The 19620-nt window shown below is 63.2% G+C and carries 21 protein-coding genes and 1 other RNA gene; 7 read left to right on the top strand and 15 right to left on the bottom strand.

What is annotated here, in order from left to right; translation table 11 throughout:
• Nucleotides 1-60: 60 nt before the first annotated feature.
• The 14 genes from ftsW to rsmI all read right to left on the bottom strand — a co-directional run bounded on the left by ftsW (nucleotide 61) and on the right by rsmI (nucleotide 14106).
• A complete protein-coding gene (gene ftsW, locus GQB03_RS18105) occupies nucleotides 61-1278 on the bottom strand; it encodes a putative lipid II flippase FtsW (RefSeq protein ID WP_159692368.1) in 1218 nt (405 codons plus the stop codon).
• Nucleotides 1275-2678, bottom strand: a complete 1404-nt coding sequence (gene murD / locus GQB03_RS18100; protein ID WP_159692366.1) for a UDP-N-acetylmuramoyl-L-alanine--D-glutamate ligase — start codon at nucleotides 2676-2678, stop codon at nucleotides 1275-1277. Before murD ends, ftsW begins: the two co-directional genes overlap by 4 nt.
• Nucleotides 2679-2680: 2 nt before the next feature.
• The gene (gene mraY, locus GQB03_RS18095; RefSeq protein ID WP_159692364.1) at nucleotides 2681-3769 is read right to left on the bottom strand and encodes a phospho-N-acetylmuramoyl-pentapeptide-transferase; all 1089 of its coding nucleotides are present in this window, start codon (nucleotides 3767-3769) and stop codon (nucleotides 2681-2683) included.
• A gap of 45 nt (nucleotides 3770-3814) precedes the next feature.
• A complete protein-coding gene (locus tag GQB03_RS18090; protein WP_159692452.1) occupies nucleotides 3815-5197 on the bottom strand; it encodes a UDP-N-acetylmuramoyl-tripeptide--D-alanyl-D-alanine ligase in 1383 nt (460 codons plus the stop codon).
• Nucleotides 5197-6705 (bottom strand): UDP-N-acetylmuramoyl-L-alanyl-D-glutamate--2,6-diaminopimelate ligase, encoded by a 1509-nt coding sequence (locus GQB03_RS18085; protein ID WP_159692362.1) that lies wholly within the window; start codon nucleotides 6703-6705, stop codon nucleotides 5197-5199. The genes GQB03_RS18090 and GQB03_RS18085 overlap by 1 nt, the downstream gene beginning before the upstream one ends.
• On the bottom strand, nucleotides 6702-8444 hold the full coding sequence (locus tag GQB03_RS18080; protein ID WP_159692360.1) for a peptidoglycan D,D-transpeptidase FtsI family protein: 1743 nt from the start codon (nucleotides 8442-8444) through the stop codon (nucleotides 6702-6704). Before GQB03_RS18080 ends, GQB03_RS18085 begins: the two co-directional genes overlap by 4 nt.
• On the bottom strand, nucleotides 8441-8707 hold the full coding sequence (gene ftsL / locus GQB03_RS18075; RefSeq protein WP_159692358.1) for a cell division protein FtsL: 267 nt from the start codon (nucleotides 8705-8707) through the stop codon (nucleotides 8441-8443). Before ftsL ends, GQB03_RS18080 begins: the two co-directional genes overlap by 4 nt.
• Before the next feature lies 1 nt (nucleotide 8708).
• Nucleotides 8709-9641: a 16S rRNA (cytosine(1402)-N(4))-methyltransferase RsmH gene (gene rsmH, locus GQB03_RS18070; RefSeq protein ID WP_159692356.1), complete on the bottom strand. Its 933-nt coding sequence runs from the start codon at nucleotides 9639-9641 to the stop codon at nucleotides 8709-8711.
• Nucleotides 9638-10084: a division/cell wall cluster transcriptional repressor MraZ gene (gene mraZ / locus GQB03_RS18065; RefSeq protein WP_159692354.1), complete on the bottom strand. Its 447-nt coding sequence runs from the start codon at nucleotides 10082-10084 to the stop codon at nucleotides 9638-9640. Before mraZ ends, rsmH begins: the two co-directional genes overlap by 4 nt.
• A 290-nt stretch (nucleotides 10085-10374) precedes the next feature.
• Nucleotides 10375-10833: RNase P RNA component class A (gene rnpB / locus GQB03_RS18060), an RNA gene on the bottom strand.
• Nucleotides 10834-10873: 40 nt separating this feature from the next.
• A complete protein-coding gene (locus GQB03_RS18055) occupies nucleotides 10874-11692 on the bottom strand; it encodes a DUF3025 domain-containing protein (RefSeq protein WP_159692352.1) in 819 nt (272 codons plus the stop codon).
• A complete protein-coding gene (locus tag GQB03_RS18050) occupies nucleotides 11689-12138 on the bottom strand; it encodes a hypothetical protein (protein ID WP_159692350.1) in 450 nt (149 codons plus the stop codon). Before GQB03_RS18050 ends, GQB03_RS18055 begins: the two co-directional genes overlap by 4 nt.
• An 11-nt stretch (nucleotides 12139-12149) precedes the next feature.
• On the bottom strand, nucleotides 12150-13184 hold the full coding sequence (pyrC, locus tag GQB03_RS18045; protein ID WP_159692348.1) for a dihydroorotase: 1035 nt from the start codon (nucleotides 13182-13184) through the stop codon (nucleotides 12150-12152).
• Between the two features lie 61 nt (nucleotides 13185-13245).
• Nucleotides 13246-14106, bottom strand: a complete 861-nt coding sequence (gene rsmI / locus GQB03_RS18040) for a 16S rRNA (cytidine(1402)-2'-O)-methyltransferase (protein WP_159692346.1) — start codon at nucleotides 14104-14106, stop codon at nucleotides 13246-13248.
• On the opposite strand from rsmI, the gene GQB03_RS18035 reads away from it, so the two are divergent.
• The 3 genes from GQB03_RS18035 (at nucleotide 14105) to GQB03_RS18025 (ending at nucleotide 15888) form a co-directional block, all read left to right on the top strand.
• On the top strand, nucleotides 14105-14518 hold the full coding sequence (locus GQB03_RS18035; RefSeq protein ID WP_159692344.1) for a YraN family protein: 414 nt from the start codon (nucleotides 14105-14107) through the stop codon (nucleotides 14516-14518). The two genes, rsmI and GQB03_RS18035, sit on opposite strands and share 2 nt — an antisense overlap.
• 150 nt (nucleotides 14519-14668) lie before the next feature.
• Nucleotides 14669-15262, top strand: coding sequence for a phosphoheptose isomerase (locus GQB03_RS18030; protein ID WP_159692450.1), 594 nt, complete (start codon nucleotides 14669-14671; stop codon nucleotides 15260-15262).
• Complete coding sequence (locus GQB03_RS18025; protein ID WP_159692342.1) at nucleotides 15259-15888, top strand: BON domain-containing protein; 630 nt, start codon at nucleotides 15259-15261, stop codon at nucleotides 15886-15888. Before GQB03_RS18030 ends, GQB03_RS18025 begins: the two co-directional genes overlap by 4 nt.
• Nucleotides 15889-15958: 70 nt before the next feature.
• Here GQB03_RS18025 and mpl read toward each other — a convergent pair whose 3' ends face one another.
• Complete coding sequence (gene mpl / locus GQB03_RS18020) at nucleotides 15959-17308, bottom strand: UDP-N-acetylmuramate:L-alanyl-gamma-D-glutamyl-meso-diaminopimelate ligase (protein WP_159692340.1); 1350 nt, start codon at nucleotides 17306-17308, stop codon at nucleotides 15959-15961.
• Between the two features lie 172 nt (nucleotides 17309-17480).
• On the opposite strand from mpl, the gene GQB03_RS18015 reads away from it, so the two are divergent.
• The 4 genes from GQB03_RS18015 to accB are packed head-to-tail and all read left to right on the top strand — an operon-like array spanning nucleotide 17481 to nucleotide 19603.
• Entirely contained in the window at nucleotides 17481-18014 is a 534-nt protein-coding gene (locus tag GQB03_RS18015) for a hypothetical protein (RefSeq protein WP_235027126.1), read from the top strand.
• Nucleotides 18011-18562 (top strand): TlpA family protein disulfide reductase, encoded by a 552-nt coding sequence (locus tag GQB03_RS18010; RefSeq protein WP_159692336.1) that lies wholly within the window; start codon nucleotides 18011-18013, stop codon nucleotides 18560-18562. The genes GQB03_RS18015 and GQB03_RS18010 overlap by 4 nt, the downstream gene beginning before the upstream one ends.
• 48 nt (nucleotides 18563-18610) lie before the next feature.
• Nucleotides 18611-19099, top strand: a complete 489-nt coding sequence (aroQ, locus tag GQB03_RS18005) for a type II 3-dehydroquinate dehydratase (protein WP_200832292.1) — start codon at nucleotides 18611-18613, stop codon at nucleotides 19097-19099.
• Nucleotides 19100-19144: 45 nt separating this feature from the next.
• A complete protein-coding gene (gene accB / locus GQB03_RS18000) occupies nucleotides 19145-19603 on the top strand; it encodes an acetyl-CoA carboxylase biotin carboxyl carrier protein (protein WP_159692334.1) in 459 nt (152 codons plus the stop codon).
• The last annotated feature ends 17 nt before the right edge of the window (nucleotides 19604-19620 follow it).

The raw sequence follows: 19620 nt of genomic DNA, 5'->3' as shown, positions 1-19620 counted from the left end.
GGGTGGCCACCCGGGCGGCGGTGTCGCGAATCGAAAGAATCGGGAAGTACCGACGCCCGGTCATGTCCGGCCTCCGCGCATGATCTGCCGGTTTTCCCAGTCGATGCGCAGCAGGATGGCCAGCGCGATGCAGTTGGCGACGATGCCAGAGCCCCCAAAGCTCATCAGCGGTAGGGTCAGGCCCTTGGTAGGCAGCAGGCCCATGTTGACGCCCATGTTGATGAAGGACTGCACGCCCATCCACAAGCCCAGCCCCTGCGCAACCAGGCCGGAATAGAAACGCTCAAGGCTGATTGCCTGACGACCGATTGCGAAGGCGCGCTGGACGAGCAGCGCGAACAGCACCACGACAGTCACGACCCCAACGAACCCCAGTTCTTCGGCGATCACCGCGAGGAGGAAATCGGTATGGGCTTCCGGCAGGTAGAAGAGCTTCTCGACACTCGCACCGAGACCCACGCCAAACCATTCACCCCGGCCGAAGGCAATCAGCGCGTGCGAGAGCTGATAGCCCTTGCCGAAGGCGTCCTGCCAGGGATCCATGAAGCCGAGGATGCGCTGGCGGCGATATTCGGAGAAGGTGATGAGCAGCACGAAGCCGACTGCGGCGACCACCGCCAGCATGACGAACAGACGTACGTTGATGCCGCCGAGGAAGAGGATGCCGAAGGCGATCGCGGTGATGACGACGAAAGCGCCGAAGTCCGGCTCCTTGATGAGCAGGAAGCCGACGCCGATGATCACGGCCGCCATGGGCAGGAAGCCGCGCTTGAAGCTCGACATGTAGGGCAGCTTGCGCACCGTGTAGTCGGCGGCATAGAGCGCGGCGAAGAGCTTCATCAACTCTGAGGGCTGGAGGTTGATGATACCCAGCGGCAACCAGCGCCGGGCACCATTCACCTCACGCCCCAGATGCGGTATCAGGACCACCACGAGCAGTACCACTCCGACGATGAACAGCCATGGCGCGGCCTCCTGCCAGGAGCGCATCGGAACCTGGAAGGCCAGCGTGCCCGCGACCATGCCGATTCCCAGGAAGATGCTGTGGCGAACCAGGAAATAGGTCGACTGGTGGCCGGTAAAGCGACTGCCCTCGGCCATGGCGATCGATGACGAATAGACCATCACCAGACCGAACAGCAGCAATGCGAGCGCGGCCCAGATCAGGACCATGTCGAGCTCGGCCGCCGGTGTGGCGGGCTGCCGGAGGCGCGCGGCCGCAGTGCCGCCCCCACCACGGGAAGCGAACAGACCGGTCAATGCGGATGCGAGCTTCATGGCGCGGCCTCCACCTGCGGCAAGCGCCGGACTGCCGCAACGAAGACTTCGGCACGGTGGGCGTAGTTGCGGAACATGTCGAGGCTCGAACAGGCCGGCGAGAGCAAGACCGCGTCGCCGGCTTCGGCAAGGTCGTTGGCCACGGCAACCGCCTGATCCAGGTCGGCAACATGCACCAGGCGAACGCCGCAGTCACCCACGGCATGCTCGATCAAACCCGCATCTCGACCGAGCAGCACCACAGCCCGAGCATATTCCCGGAAAGCGGGCGCCAGCGGGCCAAAGTCCTGCCCCTTGCCATCGCCACCGGCGATCAGCACCACCTTCTGGCGCAGGCCCTCGAGGGCGGCCACCGTGGCACCGACATTGGTGCCTTTCGAATCGTCGTAGAAGCAAACCCCATCGGCGCGCCGCGCCACCAGTTCGACCCTGTGCGCCAGCCCGCGGAATTCACGCATCGCCTCGAGCAGCGGCGCCCACGGCAGGCCGATCGCGCGGCAAAGAGCGAGCGCCGCGAGCGCGTTCGCGGCATTGTGCGTGCCGGCCAGAGCGAGTTCGGCGCGGGCAATGCGTTCACCACCCGGCAGCACCAGCGCTTCGCCATCCTCGTCCACGATCAGGCCGTATTCGTCGGCACCGAGCGGAGCATCGGCGCCAAACCAGACAAGGTTACGACCGCCGATTGCCATCGCCGCCACTCTCGAATCGCCCCGGTTAAGCACCATCACGCCGTCTCCCTGGAAAATCCGCGCCTTCGTGGCTGCGTAGTCCGCGAGATCGGCATAACGGTCGAGATGATCGTCCGAGACGTTGAGCACCGTAGCCGCATCGGGATCGAGGGTCTGCATGGTTTCAATCTGGAAGCTCGAGAGCTCCAGCACCCAGGCCTCGGGCAGTGGCTCCGAGCGATCCAGATGTGCCATCAGCACGGTCAGCGCGGCCGGACTGATGTTACCCGCCACCGCGGTGCGCAGGCCCGCGGCCCGTGCCATGGCGCCGGCCAGTGCAGTTGTCGTGGTCTTGCCGTTGGTCCCGGTAATGGCAATGATGCGTGTGTTATCGCGCTGACCGAGGTCGCGCAGCGCGGTGGCCAGCAGTTCCATTTCGCCGGTGATTGCGAGTCCGCGTGCACGGGCCTCGGCAACCAAGGGCATGCGCGGATCCAGCCCCGGGCTGATCGCCACGAGTTCAACACCATCGAGTAGCGCAGGTCCAAACGGCGCGAATACGCAATCGGCACCCGGCGCGAGCTGCGCGAGATCGCTGGCGCCGGGCGGGTTCGGCCGACTGTCGGCGATGCGCAGGCGCGCACCGCAGCGGCTCAACCAGGCGGCCATGGCCAGCCCCGACTCGCCGAGCCCAAGCACCAGAACCATCTTGTCGCGCCAGCGGGTATCCATGGTTATCGCAACTTCAGGGTTGAAAGGCCGAACAGCACCAGCATGATGGTGATGATCCAGAAGCGCACCACCACCTGCGTTTCCTTCCACCCGCCGAGTTCATAGTGGTGATGCAGCGGCGCCATGCGGAAGATCCGCTTTCCGCCGGTGGCCTTGAAGTAGAGCACCTGAACCATCACCGACAGCGCCTCGGCGACGAACAGACCGCCCATGATGAAAAGCACGATCTCCTGGCGCACGATCACCGCCACCGTGCCCATCGCTGCCCCCAGGGCCAGCGCGCCGACGTCGCCCATGAAGACCTCCGCCGGATAGGCGTTGAACCACAGGAAACCGAGGCCGGCCCCGGCCATCGCCCCGCAGAACACCGCGAGTTCGCCCGCCCCGGGGATGTAGGGCAGACCGAGATACTTGGAAAATCCGGCATGGCCGGCCACGTAGGCAAAGATCGCCAGCGCCGAGGAGACCATTACGGTCGGCATGATGGCCAGGCCGTCGAGCCCGTCAGTCAGGTTGACCGAGTGGCTGGTGCCGTTGATCACGAAGTAGGACAGCACCATGAAGCCGACCGCCCCCAGCGGATAGGCGACCGATTTGAAGAACGGCACGATCAGTTCGAGCTGCACCGCCACGTCTGCGGTCAGGCCCAGATAAACCGCGGCACCGGCTGCGATCAGCGAAGTCCAGAGATACTTCCAGCGGCTGGCAAGGCCCTTCGGGTCGCGATGAACGACCTTCTTCCAGTCGTCAACCCAGCCCACCGCGCCGAACCCCAGGGTGACCAGCAGCACGGTCCACATGTAACGGTTGGTGAGATCGCCCCACAGCAGCATGGTGATTCCGATCGCGATGAGGATCAGGGCGCCACCCATGGTCGGGGTACCGGCCTTGGTGAGATGGGATTTGGGGCCGTCGTCACGTACCGCCTGCCCGATCTTCTTTGCGGCCAGCCAGCGAATCACCGCCGGGCCGAAAATGAAGGAAATTCCCAGCGCGGTCAGGGCAGCCAGCACCGTGCGCAGCGTGATGTAGCCGAACACGTTGAAGGTGCGGATGTCCTGGCCCAGCCAGAGTGCAAGTTCAAGCAGCATGCTCTTGTTCCTGCCGGCGGCCCTGTGTCGCCGGCGCGGCATTCCTCAATTCGTTTTCTCGACAATCGCCTCGATCACGCGCTCCATGCGCATGAATCGCGACCCCTTGACCAGTACCACGGTATCGGCGTCCATCTGTTTCCTCACGGCGGACACCAGATCGTCCAGCCGCGTGTAGTGATGCCCGCCTTCACCGAAATTCCGGGCCGCCACTTCGCTTACTTCGCCCAGCGCAAAGAGATGATCGACCCCTTGGCTCTTGGCGTAACCGCCCACTTCGTCATGCAATTGCCCGCTGGTCTCACCGATCTCGCCCATGTCGCCGAGCACCAGCAGCTTCCGGCCCGGCGTCGCGGCAAGAACGTCGATGCCGGCACGGACCGAATCCGGATTGGCGTTGTAGCTGTCGTCCAGCACCACCGCGCCGTTCAGCCCGAGCTTCTGCTGCAGCCGTCCCTTGGCGCCCGTGAAGGCGCCGAGTCCTGCGCTGACGGCCTGATCGCTCACGCCCGCGGCAAGACAGGCCGCAGTGGCAGCGAGCGCATTGCGGACGTTGTGCAGACCCGGGGCATGCAGTTCGATATCGATCCGGCGACCCGAATTTTGCACTGCAACAGCCGCACCAAGCCCTTTCAGGATGTAACTGCCGGTGACTTCGGCGGTCGCATCGAGCGCGAAACGCAGGACCCGGCGGTGTTCGTTCAGGCCCGTCCAGTAGGCCGCAAACGGATCGTCCGCATTGATCACTGCCACGCCGTCGGCGCCCAGCCCGTTGTAGATGGCGCCCTTCTCGCGCGCCACTTCATTGACGCCGCCCATGCCCTCGAGGTGTGCCCGCTGAGCGTTGTTGACCAGTGCCACCGTGGGTGCCGCAATCGCCGTCAGGTAAGCGATCTCGCCCGGGTGGTTCATCCCCATCTCGATGACTGCGGCACGATGATGGGCACGCAGGCCAAGCAGGGTCAGCGGCAGCCCGATGTCGTTGTTGAGATTGCCGGCCGTGGCCAGCACCGCGTGGTCGGGGTCGAAACCGTCCATCGCCGCCTGCGCCCGCAGGATCGACGCGCACATCTCCTTGACCGTCGTCTTCCCGTTGCTGCCGGTGATGCCGACAAGCGGCAGCGTGAACTTGCTGCGCCAGTGTGCTGCGAGGCGCCCCAGCGCCAGCCGGGTATCGTCGGCCACCACCAGCGGCAATGGCGCCACCGCGCCCTCGGCATCGGCAAAGGCCCGGTCGACCAGCGCTGCAGCCGCGCCGCTCTGTGCAACCTCGGCAAGGAACGCGTGTCCGTCGAACCGCTCACCGCGCAGGGCAACAAACAACTGGCCGGGCCTGATCGCCCGGCTGTCGCTGCCCACCTCTTCGAAACTGGCCTGACCGCGGGCCTCTCCGCCCACGGCGAGGGCCGCTTCAAGCAGATCAATCATCATGCCCGGCCCTCCTCTTGTTGTTGCCAGCCCAGCAGGGCCTTGCGCACCTCGGCGATGTCGGAATATGGACGACGCTCGCCGTTCACCTCCTGATAGGGTTCGTGCCCCTTGCCGGCCACCACCACCACGTCGTTGGGGCCGGCCTCGAGGACGGCAATCCTGATGGCCTCGCTGCGATCCACTACCAGATCCGCCGCGCCCCCCGCACCCGCTGCGATATCGCGGAGGATCGCCAACGGATCTTCGCTGCGCGGATTGTCGCTGGTGATCAGCACCCGGTCGGCACCAATGCGGGCCACTTCGCCCATCATCGGACGCTTGCCAGGATCGCGGTCGCCGCCACAACCGAAAACGCAGATCAACCTGCCGTGCCGCGCCTGTGCGCTTCCTCGCGCGGCCTCGAGAACCTGCGCAAGCGCATCCGGCGTGTGTGCGTAATCGATGATCGCCAGCGGCTCCCCAATACCGCCAACCAGCTGCATCCGGCCTTCGGGCGGCGTCATCCGCGCAACCACCGTTGCAGCCTCGCCTAGGCTCACGCCTCGCTGCACCAGGGTCGCCAGCACCGCCAGCAGGTTCGACACATTGAACCGCGCCACCATGCGCGGCTGCATGCTTGCCTGCAGTCCATGCCAACTGGCCTTGAACTGCAGTCCCGCCGCGGTGGTACGCACGCCGTGAGCGGCAAAGACCTCGGCACCGGGAACCGCATCAATATTGCGCTCAAGCTGTGTGTATGCGATCACCCGATCGCCGCGCGCGACCAGACGACGCGCCAGAGCGATACCGAAGTCGTCGTCGACATTGATGATGGACGCCTCGAGTTCAGGAAAATCGAACAACTTCGCCTTGGCCTCGGCATAGGCTTTCATGTTGCCGTGGTAGTCGAGGTGGTCACGCGTAAGGTTCGTATGAATGGCAACGTTGAAACGCGCGCCGTTGACGCGGCCCTGGTCGAGACCGATCGATGACACTTCCATCGCGGCGGCACCCGCGCCCTGCTTGAGAAAGTCGGCAAGCAGACGATGCAATGCGATTGCATCGGGGGTGGTGTTGATACCCGGCTGCAGGGCCCCGGGGAAACCCGTGCCAAGCGTACCGATGACGCCGCAACGCAGGCCGAGATCGGTCAGGGCGCGGGACAACCACTGGCTGACCGTAGTCTTGCCGTTGGTGCCCGTCACGCCCGCCAGCCACAGATGCCTGCCCGGATGACCGAACACGACATCCGCAAGATAGCCCGACAGTTCGCGCAGGCCCTGCACGCCGATCTCGGGAACCGGACAGCCTGTCGGCCGTTCGCCTCCAGCCGATTCCCAGAGCAGTGCGGCGGGACCGCGCGCAATCGCCTGGGCGATAAACCTGCGACCATCGCTTCGCTGCCCGGGAAACGCCAGGAAGACCTCGCCTGGTGCCACGGTGCGCGAATCCGCGCTCAGCCCGGTCGGCACCACGCCTTGCGCGCGCAACTGCTCCAGAAGACGGATTGCGGCAGCCTCGCTCACATATGCTCCCGTGGGGCTTCCTGCTGGGCGACCTGCAAGGGCACCAGCGGTGCATCGGGCGCCACACCGAGCGCTCGCAGGGCACCGGATGCAATCTGTCCGAATACCGGCCCGGCGACCTGGCCACCGTAGTATTCCTTGCCCGACGGCTCATCCACCATCACCGCGATAACCAGGCGTGGGTCGGACATCGGCGCCAGCCCCACGAACGAAGCCACATAGCGGCGGGTGTAACGCCCGCCGTCGAGTTTCTGTGCGGTCCCGGTCTTTCCACCGACGCGGTAACCCGAGATCTGTGCGGCGGGGGCAGTCCCGCCGGGTTGCACCACCATCTCGAGCATCGCCCTGATCTCCCGCGCGGTCTGGGCGGAAAATACCCGCCGCCCCGCAACCGGTGTGCCGCTCTGCTTGGTCAGGGACACCGGGATGAGTTCGCCGTCGCGCGCGAAGGCAAGATAGGCGTGGGCCATCTGCATGACGGTTACCGACAGTCCGTGCCCGTAGGACATGGTTGCCTGCTCGATCGGCCGCCACGTCTTTGCCGGTCGCAAGCGCCCGCCGGCCTCGCCGGGAAAGCCAAGTCCAAGTGGGGCACCGAAACCGAGCTTGTCAAAGAAGCTCCACATCTCTTCCGGCGGGAAGGACAGAGCGATCTTGGCAACACCGATGTTAGACGATTTCTGGATCACCTCGGCGACGGTGAGCATGCCATGCTTGTGCGAATCCGAGATCGTCGCATTGCCGATCGTCATCCTGCCGGCCGAAGTATCGATAACGGTATTGAAGCGGTACTTGCCCTTCTCGAGCCCCATTGCCGCGGTAAAGGGCTTCATTGTCGAGCCGGGCTCGTAAGTGTCGGTCAGCGCCCGGTTGCGAAGCTGCGCGCCGGTCAGGCGCTCGCGATTGTTGGGGTTGAAGACCGGATTATTGACGAGCGCAAGCACTTCACCGGTGCGCGCATCCAGCACCACCGCGCTGGCGGCCTGCGCCTTGTACTTCTTGACCACATCGCGCAGCGCCGAGTACGCAAGATACTGGATCTTGCTGTCGATCGAGAGCGTCACGTCGCCACCTTCCTGCGGCAGGCGGATCGATTCGACGTCCTCGACGATGTGACCGCGCCGGTCCTTGATGACCCGGCGCGAACCGGGCTTACCGACGAGCTCGCCGTCGAACGCGAGCTCGATGCCCTCCTGACCGTGATCGTCAACCCCGGTAAAACCCAGTACGTGCGCCGTCACTTCTCCGCCTGGGTAGTAGCGACGGTATTCCTGCTGCAGATGGATGCCGGGCAGCTTGAGCGCTGCCACCCTCTCGGCCAATTCGGGTGGCAACTGCCGCTTGAGATAGGTGAACTCCTTTTCCGATGCAAGCTTGCGGTTGAGTTCGCGAACATCGAGATCGAGCAGCTCCGCCAGGCGTCGAGCCTGCGCCGGCTGAAGCCTCGCGTCTTCTGGAATTGCCCACACCGATTTCACGGGGGTGCTCACGGCGAGGACATCGCCGTTGCGATCCATGATGCGTCCGCGGGTTGCGGGCACGTCGATCACCCGCGCGTAACGGGATGCTCCCTTGGCCTGCAGGAAATCATCATTGACACCCTGCAGATACGCCGCTCTGCCGACAAGCGCGATCGAGCAGCCAAGCAATGCGAGCAGGACGAAACGCGGCCGCCATACCGGCAGCCCCTTGTCGAGCAAGGGATTGTGATTGAACGTCACCCCACGCGCGCGTTTCATTTGCTCACCTCCACGACCACCAGCGTTCCATCGGCGGGCGGCCGCATCCCGAGACGCTCACGAGCGATCTTTTCGACCCGCGCATGCGAAGCCCAGGTGCTTTGCTCGAGTTGTAACTGCCCCCATTCGACATCGAGTTCGTGCATGCCGGTCTGCTCGCGTTCGTATTCGGAATAGAGCTTGCGCGCCTGATGCTGGGCGGCAACAAGGCCCAAAGCGCTCAACACCACCAATACGACCATCATCACGTTCGTCCGCCCCATCTCACCCCCCCATCCGTTCGGCGACCCGCATCACCGCGCTACGGGCACGCGGATTGACGGCGACTTCATCGGGCGAAGGGCGTACCGCCTTGCCGAGCAGGCGCATCTCCGGTGCGGGGATCTCCGAGGCGCGCAACGGCAGGCGCGAGGGCAGACGCGGGGGGCGCGATGCATCGCGCATGAACCGTTTGACGATGCGGTCTTCGAGGGAATGAAAGCTGATCACCACGAGGCGACCGCCGGGTTTGAGCCGGTCGACGCAATGAGGCAGAACTAGCGAAAGCTCCTCGAGCTCCTGGTTGATGAAAATCCGTAGAGCCTGGAAGGTGCGCGTCGCGGGATGCTGGCCCGGCTCGCGTGTGCGGACCGTTTTCTCCACGATCTCGGCAAGTTGTCGAGTGGTTGCAACAGGCTGCCCTTCCCGAGCAGCAACAAGCGCCTTTGCAATCGCATGAGCAAACCGCTCTTCTCCATAATCCCTTATAACCTCCGTAATCCGGCCGAGCTCTGCCGTTGCCAGCCAATCAGCCGCGGTAAGCCCGCGGCTCGTGTCCATTCGCATGTCGAGCGGTGCATCGAACCTGAAGCTCATGCCCCTTGCCGCATCGTCGAGTTGCGGTGACGACACGCCGATATCCAGCAACACCCCATCGACGCAGGGGACCCCGAGCCGGTCGAGAGTCTCGGCAATGAGGCTGAAGGGTTGGTGCACCAACGTGAACCTGGCATCGTTGATTGCTTCGCCTGCCGCAATCGCCAAGGGGTCGCGATCGAACGCGATCAGCCGCCCAGCCGGCCCGAGGCGCGCCAGAATGGCCCGGCTATGACCACCGCGACCGAAGGTGCCATCGACATAGACGCCATCGGCAACGATGCCAAGCGCGTCAACCGCTTCTTTCAGCAGCACGCTGGTGTGTCCAAGAGCGGCGCTCACAGCGAGAAATCCTCCATGCCTGGCGGCAGCAGATCCGCACCGAGCGCGAGCATGGCTTCCTGCTGCGCAGCCCAACCTGCATCCGACCAGAGCTCGAAGTGACTGCCCTGCCCGACCAGCCATACTTTCTTTTCGAGTTGAGCAAAACTGCGCAGCTCCTGGCTGATCAGGACCCGCCCGGCCGAGTCGAGCGTCTCTTCGCGCGCGAAACCAACAAGCAAGCGCTTGAGGATCGCGGCCTTCTGCTCAAGGCTCGAACCCGCAAGCACCTTTTCCTTGATCGGCTCCCAGGCCGGCGCGGGATACACGAGGAGACAGCGATGGGGGTGCGCCGTCAGAACGAGGTGGCCATCAGCAATGGCAGACAGGGCGTCGCGATGGCGCGTCGGTATTGCTACCCGCCCCTTCGCATCGACGTTGAGCGCCGCCGCCCCCTGAAACATTGCATCCCCTTTGTAGGCCTCGGGAAACGCACCGTATCGACACGATTCCCCACATTTTTCCACCAATCACCACTGTAGAGTAAAGGTTACAGCCGGTCAAGTTGAGGCAAGAGGATTTCTTCTGTCGACACAATGACTTAGCGATTCCCGACAGCAAGACAGCGGAACCGCAAAAAGTCCTTGAAAATCAAACGGGATAGCAGAGAAAGCTGAGCATCCACCACAGCAAACGGGTGGAAATGCGATCCGGTGGGAGAAAGTGGGACAAATCGTGTCCGAAGGGAGGAAAGGTGGGAAGCCCGCCGATAAGCCGGGTTCTGTCGAGCGGCCTTTCGACCACCGGGCAGTCATTCCTCTTGGCTGCGCGTTACCGCGCGGCTCTAGCAGCCTACCCGGGAGCGGCGCGAGCCACGCCGATGCTCCCCTATTTGGCCTTGCCCCGGATGGGGTTTACCGTGCCGTCCGTGTCACCACGTCCGCGGTGGGCTCTTACCCCACCTTTTCACCCTTGCCCGGCCTCTGTTGCCGTCGGCGGTTCATTTTCTGTTGCCCGTGCGAAGGACCTCGGGGTTACCCCCGCCGGCAAGAGCCGGCACAGATCGATCCATCCACGCGAATCACCCCTTCGGGCGATACTTTCCGTCGCTTTTGCCTCGCGGCTTATGGCGCCCGGCCGTTAGCCGGCATCCTGCTCTGAGGGGCCCGGACTTTCCTCGATGCTTGCGCACCGCGACTGCCTGGCGAACTTCCCGCGGCGGATTATACGCATGGCCAGCGGTGGCTGCTGGACTAATCCGGCGGGACCGTTCGCCGAGGCCGTGGCCGGAACTGCCGGATGTCCCAATAGTAGGCCTGATCCTGATTCTCGGCGACGACCCCTGGAATTCCCAGCAAAGGCAGCGGCGAAAACTCGCGCGGTGAGCAAAAGCGGCTCTCGTCGGCGATCGTGCCGGCCAGCCAAGCATCGACATCGGCACTGCGGGCATCGCACGAAAGCGCGAACCATGCCGGATCGACCAGCCGATAGAGCGCTTTCCCGCAAAGTCCGACAAAGGGTTCGCGCAGCAGATCGAGGCTGGCGTGGCCAATCACGCGAAAATCCATGTGAGCGGCCAGAGTGGCCCTTCGCGACCAGAGTACCGATTCCCACTCGTGAGCAAGCAACCCGGCGGCAAGCTCCTCGACCGAGGTACAGACGACGACGCCACACTCGTCGAACTGCGTCAGTGCATCGCGCACCGCCCCCCGTCTCCGATCGCCGCCGCGACGACCAATCTCGAGAAGATGGCGGGCATTCGTGGCGAGCTTGGTGCGCGGATAGACCGCCCACACCAAGGCATTGAAGAAATCGTGCCAATCGTTGGGGCGTGTCACTACCTCACCGGTATCGAAAATGCGCTGCTCGTAGCCATCCTGACCGGCTCGCTCCGGCGAAACAAACCGAATCGGTCGGCCGGCACCCGACACCAGCCCGGGAACTCGCTTCGCAACGACTTCGCTCAATTCTTCGCAGGCTGGCAGAAACTCACCGTCGGCCAGACTCAGGAGCGCTTCGAAAGGCCGGTAAAGCGGTCGCCCGGCAAGACTCCGGGCATCGCGTCCACTCACTGTTTGGCTTCACCAACCCGGGCGGCCGGCTGCACCGGCTCGAAGACCACCCCGCCATCACGCATCATGAACACCCCGACCTCACGCCCGGGCGGCGCCGCGGGCGGGTCAGTCCATTCCTGGACACGACATTTTTCGGGGCTTGCGAGATACCAGTAGCGTCGATCATGAAGCGCCCAGAGTTCGTCACCGGCGCTGTAGACCTCGATCTTGAGGGTATCCGTCGTCCCCGGCCTGATCGCAAAGCGTCGTTGGCATTTGGGCATCTTCGATACCACCAGGGCCTGCTCCACCTCGCTGCTCCAGAACCAGCGCTGCTCGCGAACGAGCGTGATCGCGTGGGCTGCTCCATCGATCATGTACGGCGCTGCTGCGTTCTCGCAGGCAGTCAACGTGAGGGCGAGCAGCGCCGGAAGCAACGCCTTGAGGACAGCCACTCTCGCCATTGCAACCCTCCTCAGGCCAAGCGCCAGCCGATCTGCTCTCCCGCGCGCAACGGCACGAGCGGATCATCGGCGAGGTAATCGAGCGCTTCGGGCACCACCCACGCGTCGCGTACCAGCGTGATCGAATCGTCGTTGCGCGGCAGGCCGTAGAAATCCGGACCGTTGAAACTCGCAAAACCTTCGAGCCGGTCGAGTGCCCCTGCGGCTTCGAATACCTCGGCGTAGAGTTCGATCCCGGCATGGGCCGTGTAGCACCCCGCGCAGCCGCATGCCGCCTCCTTGGCGCTACGCGAATGTGGCGCGGAATCGGTACCAAGAAAGAACTTCGGACTCCCCGAGGTGGCTGCAGCCACCAGCGCCTCACGGTGTGTTTCGCGCTTCAGGACCGGCAGACAGTAGTGATGGGGACGAATCCCGCCGACAAAGATCGCGTTTCGGTTGAGCAGCAGGTGGTGAGCCGTGATGGTGGCGCCGACATTCGCGCCGGCCGCGGTCACGAACTGCGCCGCCTCTCTCGTGGTGATGTGCTCGAAGACGATGCGCAAACCGGGGAAGCGCGCCGCAAGTGGCGCCAGAGTGCGATCGATAAAGACGCGCTCGCGATCAAAGATATCCACACCTGCATGAGTCACCTCGCCATGTACGCACAGCACCATGTTGCACGCCGCCATCGCCTCAAGAACCGGGTAAACCTTCTGGATGTCGGTTACCCCCGCGTCCGAATTGGTGGTCGCTCCGGCCGGGTAGAGTTTCACCGCATGGACGAAACCGCTCGACCGCGCCCGCTCGATCTCGGCGGGTTGCGTGTTGTCTGTGAGGTATAGCGTCATCAATGGTTCGAACTTTAGATCCGGCGGAAGCGCCGCAAGGATGCGCCCACGATACGCGGCGGCCTGGGCAACGGTAGTGACTGGCGGGCGCAGGTTGGGCATGACGATGGCCCGGCCGAAACGTCTTGCGGTGTCGGGCAGCACCGCTGCAAGTGCGCTGTCGTCGCGCAGGTGAAGATGCCAGTCGTCAGGGCGGGTGATGGTCAGCGTCTGCATGGTGATTGCCTGGTGTCAATGATCGGGTACGACCGTGTGGGGGTCGATTATAGCGGCCGACTCAAGTGCTCTTGAGACTCAACGCAAGTTGATAAAGCGCGTTCTTGGGGCTGCCGGTAATCTCTGCAGCGAGTTTGGCCGCCGTCTTCAGGGGCAGCTCGTCCAGCAACAAGCGGAGCACCCGCTCGGATTCGAGGGGCAAGCCCTCGCGCGCAGGCGGCGCGGAAACCAACACGACGAATTCCCCACGGCAACGGTTCGGGTCAGCCGACAGCCAGGCTGGCGCTTCACTGATCGGCAGGCGCACGATCTGTTCGAAAAGCTTGGTGAGTTCACGAGCAATCACGATCTCTCGCCCTGCCTCGAGTTCGCTGACGAGGTCATCAATCATTTCCGCAATGCGGTGTGGCGCCTCGTAGAACACCAGGGTTGCATCGATCTCCCGGAGTCCGGCAAGTGCGGCACGCCGCGCTGCACTCTTTGCTGGCAAGAAGCCGTGAAAGTGGAAGTGGGGGTCATTGAAGCCCGAAGCACTGAGCGCGCTGACGACCGCACTCGGCCCCGGTACTGGCACCACCGGCAGCCCCGCTTCGTGCACGCGCGCCACGGTCCGCGCACCAGGATCGGAAACAGCCGGCGTACCTGCATCGCTGACCAGCGCCACGTGCTGACCCGCCTCGATCAGACGCACGATCTCACCCGCTGCGCCCTGTTCATTATGCTCGTGCACGGCCATCGTGCGGGTGCGAACGCCAAGCGCATCGAGCAGCCGACGGGTATGCCGGGTGTCCTCCGCGGCAATGAGGTCCACCGCAGCCAGGACGCCCGCCGCGCGACGACTGATATCTGCCAGATTTCCGAGCGGCGTGGCGACCACGTACAATGACGGCGTCCTGGAAAGGCTATCGCGAGATTCGCTCATGGATCGATTGCTGCGCTCAATCAAAGCACGCATTGTCGGCCTGCCCGACGAGACCCGGCAAGCACGGGGTGCGGCGGCCGAGGAGCTTGCCGCCCGACATCTTGCCACGCGGGGCGCTCAATTGATCGCCCGGAACGTGCGTTGCCGAGGCGGCGAGGTCGATCTCATCGTCGAACACGGTCAATGTATCGCATTCGTCGAAGTACGCTTGCGCAGCAGCAAGACCCATGGGGGCGCCGCCGAGAGCATTACCCACCGCAAGCAGCAACGGGTGATCCTGGCGGCGAAACACTGGCTCGCCGGCCCCGGCCGGGCCTATGCCGATCGACCGTGTCGCTTCGACGCCGTGCTGCTGGCCGATCTGGAGCCCGATTCGCCGCAGTGGCTGCAAGGCGCTTTCGACGCCGGATAAGTAACACACGGAAACAACCCTGCGGGCGTCGCCGGGCGATGATACAAAGCCCGCTCCGGGGGACCGGTGCGCGACGTATCGTTCTCATGGGAGTCGCCAATGACCGCCATGTTAGACTCGTCGTGCAATTTGCAATTCACATTCCGGAACATGGATCTCGCCGCCAGAATAATTCGCCAGTTTGCCGACAGCATCGATGCCAAGAGCAGCGCCTCGGAGTTGATGGCTTATCCGATTGCACAGGCAATCGAGCTGATGACCGCCAGCCTGCTCAACAACGGCAAGATCCTCGCCTGCGGCAACGGCGGCTCGGCTGCCGACGCCCAGCATTTTGCGGCCGAGCTGGTCAATCGTTTTGAAATGGAACGCCCGCCACTGGCGGCCATCGCCCTCACGACCGACAGTTCCATCCTCACCTCGATCGGCAACGACTATAGCTTCGAAGAAATTTTCTCGAAGCAGGTCAGAGCCCTCGCCCAGCCGGGCGATGTGCTTCTTGCGATATCCACCAGCGGCAACTCCCCCAATGTGATCGAGGCAATACGGGCCGCACACGAACGCGACGCTCGTGTCGTTGCCCTAACCGGCAAGGGAGGCGGTCTTATCGGTGAAATGCTGGCACCGGACGATGTACACCTGTGCGTCCCCAACGATCGCACCGCGCGCATCCAGGAGGTTCACCTGCTCACCCTGCATTGCCTGTGCGATGGAATCGACTGTCTGTTTCTTGGAGTTGAAGAATGAAAAAATCCACCCGCCGCGGAGTGCTTGTCCTGGCCCTGGCCGCCGGCATCGTCCCGGCCCTGCAGGGCTGCTTTCCCGTTGTCGCAACCGGCGTAGGAATGGGGGCGATGATGGCCGCCGACCGTCGCAGCTCCGGTGCCTACGTGGAAGATGAAGGCCTCGAATGGAAGGTGCAGAATCGGATCGCCGAGCGCTTTGGCGATCGCGTGCATGTGAATGCAACGTCTTTCAACCGCAACGTTCTCCTCACCGGCGAGGTCCCCGACGACGCGATCCGGGCTGAAGCCGACCGGATCGCGGCGAGCGTACCGAACGTGCGCGCAATCACCAACGACCTGCAGATTGCGGGCATCGCCTCTCTGACCTCGCGCAGCAATGACGTCGTGATCACCTCCAAAGTCAAGGCGCGCTTCGTCGATGCCGGCACCTTTGGCGCACACCACGTCAAGGTATTGACCGAGGCGGGCACAGTTTACCTCATGGGTCTGGTCACCCGTGACGAGGCCGACAAGGCTACCGAACTCGCGCGTACCACCAGCGGTGTCCGCAAGGTCATCAGGGTTTTCGAATACATCACCCCGGAAGAAGCCCGGAGTCTGGACCAGCGCGAACCCCAGAAGAAGTAAGCCTCCCGGCGTTTGATCTGGAATGAGACGGGCCCCTTGAAGGGGCCCGTCTCATTCCAGATCACGGATATCAACGCGCGGACAAGGCGTCGAGCAGGCGCTGATGAATACCTCCGAAGCCCCCATTGCTCATCACCAGAATCCGGTCGCCATCTCGCGCTTCCTCGGCGATGGCCTTGACCAGGGCATCGAGGTCGCGACTGACCATGGTCTTCGGGGCGATCGGCGAAAGCGCCGCCGCCACGTCCCAACCCAGCCCCCCCGCATAGCAATACACCTTGTCGGCCTCGCCGAGGCTGGCCGGCAACTGCGAAGCCATGACACCAAGCTTCATCGTGTTGGATCGCGGCTCCAGCACAGCCAGGATACGTGCCTCGCCAACCTGGCGTCGCAAGCCCTCGATGGTCAGAGCGATGGCAGTCGGATGATGGGCGAAATCATCATAGACGGTGACACCCGCGACGCAGCCACGCACCTCCAAGCGCCGCTTTATGCCTTTGAATCGCGACAACGCATCGATGGCCATCGCAGGCGCCACCCCTACGTGACGCGCCGCGGCGATCGCGGCCAATGCATTCGAACGGTTGTGCCGCCCGGCCAGCGGCATGACGGCAGAGCCCAGAACCGCCCCGGCAATAGAAAAGGTGGCCTCGACCGGAGAAGCGCCGTCCTGTGCCGACCATCCTTCTGCCCGATCAAACCATTCCAGCTCGGACCAGCACCCCCGGTCGATCACCCTGCCAAGACTGTCCTCGGCGCCATTCGCAACGATCCTGCCGTTTCGCGGCATGATTCTCACCAAATGATGAAACTGGGTTTCGATCGCCGCCAGATCGGCGAATATGTCGGCATGATCGAACTCAAGATTATTGAGAATTGCCGTGCGCGGACGGTAATGGACGAATTTCGAGCGCTTGTCGCAGAAGGCAGTGTCGTATTCGTCAGCTTCGATCACGAAGAAAGGCGAATCGGTGAGCCGTGCCGAAACGCCGAAGTTCTGCGGCACACCGCCGACGAGAAAGCCGGGATTAAGCCCGGCGTCCTCCAGCAGCCACGCAAGCAACGACGTCGTCGTAGTCTTTCCGTGCGTGCCGGCCACCGCCAGCACCCAACGGCCCTGCAAGACGTTCTCCGCAAGCCACTGCGGCCCCGAAACGTAGGGCAACCCCAGATCGAGAATCTCCTCAAGCAGCGGATTCCCTCTCGACACCGCATTGCCAACGACGAACACATCGGGCGACAGCGACAACTGCTCTGCCCCGTAACCCTCGATCAGGCGGATGCCCTGTTCTTCAAGTTGGGTGCTCATGGGCGGGTAGACATTGGCATCGCAGCCGGTCACCGTATGACCTGCCGCACGTGCGAGCAGCGCGATACCTCCCATGAAGGTACCGCAGATGCCGAGGATGTGAATATGCATCAAGGCTCCGGAAATCGATACGCCACCGCGCGTTCACAATGATGAAACCCGGTGCACGTGTAGAATGGCCCGCATTGTAATCGATGGCGACCCAGGCCCCTCCATGCCCCATCGTGCTCCCACTCATCGCACCAGCACAGTGCGCCGCGAGATTGCGGCGCTTGCCGCCCGCATGATGGCCGAAGACGGCGTTCAGGACTACGGGTTCGCCAAGCGCAAGGCAGCCCGGCAAATGGGTGCAACCGACGCAGATTCCCTGCCCACCAACGCGGAAATCGAGGCCGAACTACGCGCGTGGCAGAGCATCTATCAGGATGAGGAGCACGCTGAAAGGCTCGTCGAGATGCGTCGAGCGGCGATCGAAGTAATGCAGCTGCTTGAGGAATTCCGCCCCTACCTGACGGGCGGCGTGCTTGATGGCACGGCAGGGCGCTACTCGGAGGTCGATATCGAAATTTACGCCGAAAGCGCCAAGGACGTGGAAATCTTCTTCCTCAATCGCGACATTCGTTACGAGCATCGTGAACCCCGCCGCGCCACGCCGGATACGGCGGAAGCCGTGCTGGTGTTCGACTGGAACGATGTGCCGATCCGTCTTTCGGTTTACGAACATCACGCGGAACGTTATTCACGACGCGGCGGCGAACGCGCCCGGCTTGCGGGCGTCGAAGCACTCCTTTTTCCGCAAACACAAGCGTCGCCATGAAATCGTTTCGACAAACCCTGCTGATGATCACCGTTGCAGCCGGTGCCGGTTTTGCCGGCTACCTGGTGAATCGCGGGGTCTCAACCCCCGAGAACGCCCCCGCCGGCTATATCGAATCCGCAGCGGGCGAAAAAATCTTTGCGCTCGCACTGACGGATCTCGCGGGGACACGGCAATCGCTCGAACAGTGGCGTGGCAAGGTGATGGTGGTGAATTTCTGGGCCACATGGTGCCCTCCCTGCCGCAAGGAGATCCCGGATTTTTCGAAAGTCAGCCGCAGCTTCAAGGACAGAGGCGTACAATTCGTCGGCGTCAGCATCGATACACCCGAGAATGTCGGCCCGTTCCAGCAGGAATACGATGTGCCCTATCCGCTGCTCATCGGCAATACCGGCAGCCTTCATTTCGCCGGGGAAATAGGGAATGCGGCAATGGGGCTGCCCTTCACGGTGATACTCGATCAACAGGGGCGAATCCGTCACGTCAAGCTTGGCGTTCTCAAAGAGTCGGAGCTCGAGAAGAAGGTCCTTGAACTGCTGCCCGGCTAACGGAGGATCTGGACAAACATCGTCCTTTTGCGGCAAACTTCGACGATCATGCCTAGAACCCGCAGCAAAAAGACTGAATCGGAACCACTCCAGCAGCCCCGGATCCTGGTCCTGCACGGCCCCAACCTGAACTTGCTCGGCACGCGCGAACCGGAAATATACGGCCGCACGACGCTCGGAGACATTCATGCGGCCATGGAAAGTCGGGCACGGGCCAACGGCTTCATGCTCGAATCCTTCCAGAGCAACCATGAAGGACAATTGATCGACCGGGTACAGGCTGCGGCGGCCGAAGGGGTCGAATTCGTCATCATAAATCCGGCCGCCTACACCCACACAAGTGTAGCCCTGCGCGACGCACTGACCGGCGTCGACCTGCCTTTCGTTGAAGTGCATCTGTCCAACGTCCACGCCCGGGAACCCTTCCGTCACCACTCCTATTTTTCGGATCGGGCGGTCGGAGTGATCTGCGGACTTGGAGCCTACGGTTACATGGCGGCACTCGAGTTCTGTCTCAGCCGCCTGGCATCGGAATAATTACGCGGCGCCTCCCGGGCGCCGCGAATCATTGGGAGAACTGAAATGGATCTGCGCAAGCTGAAGAAACTGATCGACCTCGTTCAGGAATCGGGCATTTCCGAGCTCGAAGTAACCGAAGGCGAAGAGAAGGTACGTATTGCCAAACAACTCGCGCCAGCAGCCGCGCCGACCTACGTGACAGCTGCACCGGCTCCCGCTCAAGCGGCCCCTGTTGCCGCAACTGCCGCTGCAAGTGCCGCGGCAGACCCAGTGGATAGCACACCGGAGGGGCATGTCGTCAAATCCCCGATGGTCGGGACGTTCTACCGGGCCTCTGCGCCGGGCGAAAAACCCTTCGCGGAGATCGGTGACAGCATCTCGAGCGGCGACCGCCTGTGCATCATCGAAGCAATGAAACTCATGAACGAGATCGAGTGCGACGCAAGCGGTACCGTCAAGGCGATTCTCGTGGAGAACGGCCAACCGGTCGAGTATGGTCAGCCGCTCTTCATCATCGGCTGAGGCCGACACTCATGAAT

The organism is Cognatazoarcus halotolerans (genome assembly GCF_009800965.1).
GTDB lineage: Bacteria > Pseudomonadota > Gammaproteobacteria > Burkholderiales > Rhodocyclaceae > Cognatazoarcus > Cognatazoarcus halotolerans.
The sequence above is the reverse complement of the archived record's forward strand: the minus strand, read 5'-3'. Positions and strand labels throughout refer to the sequence as shown.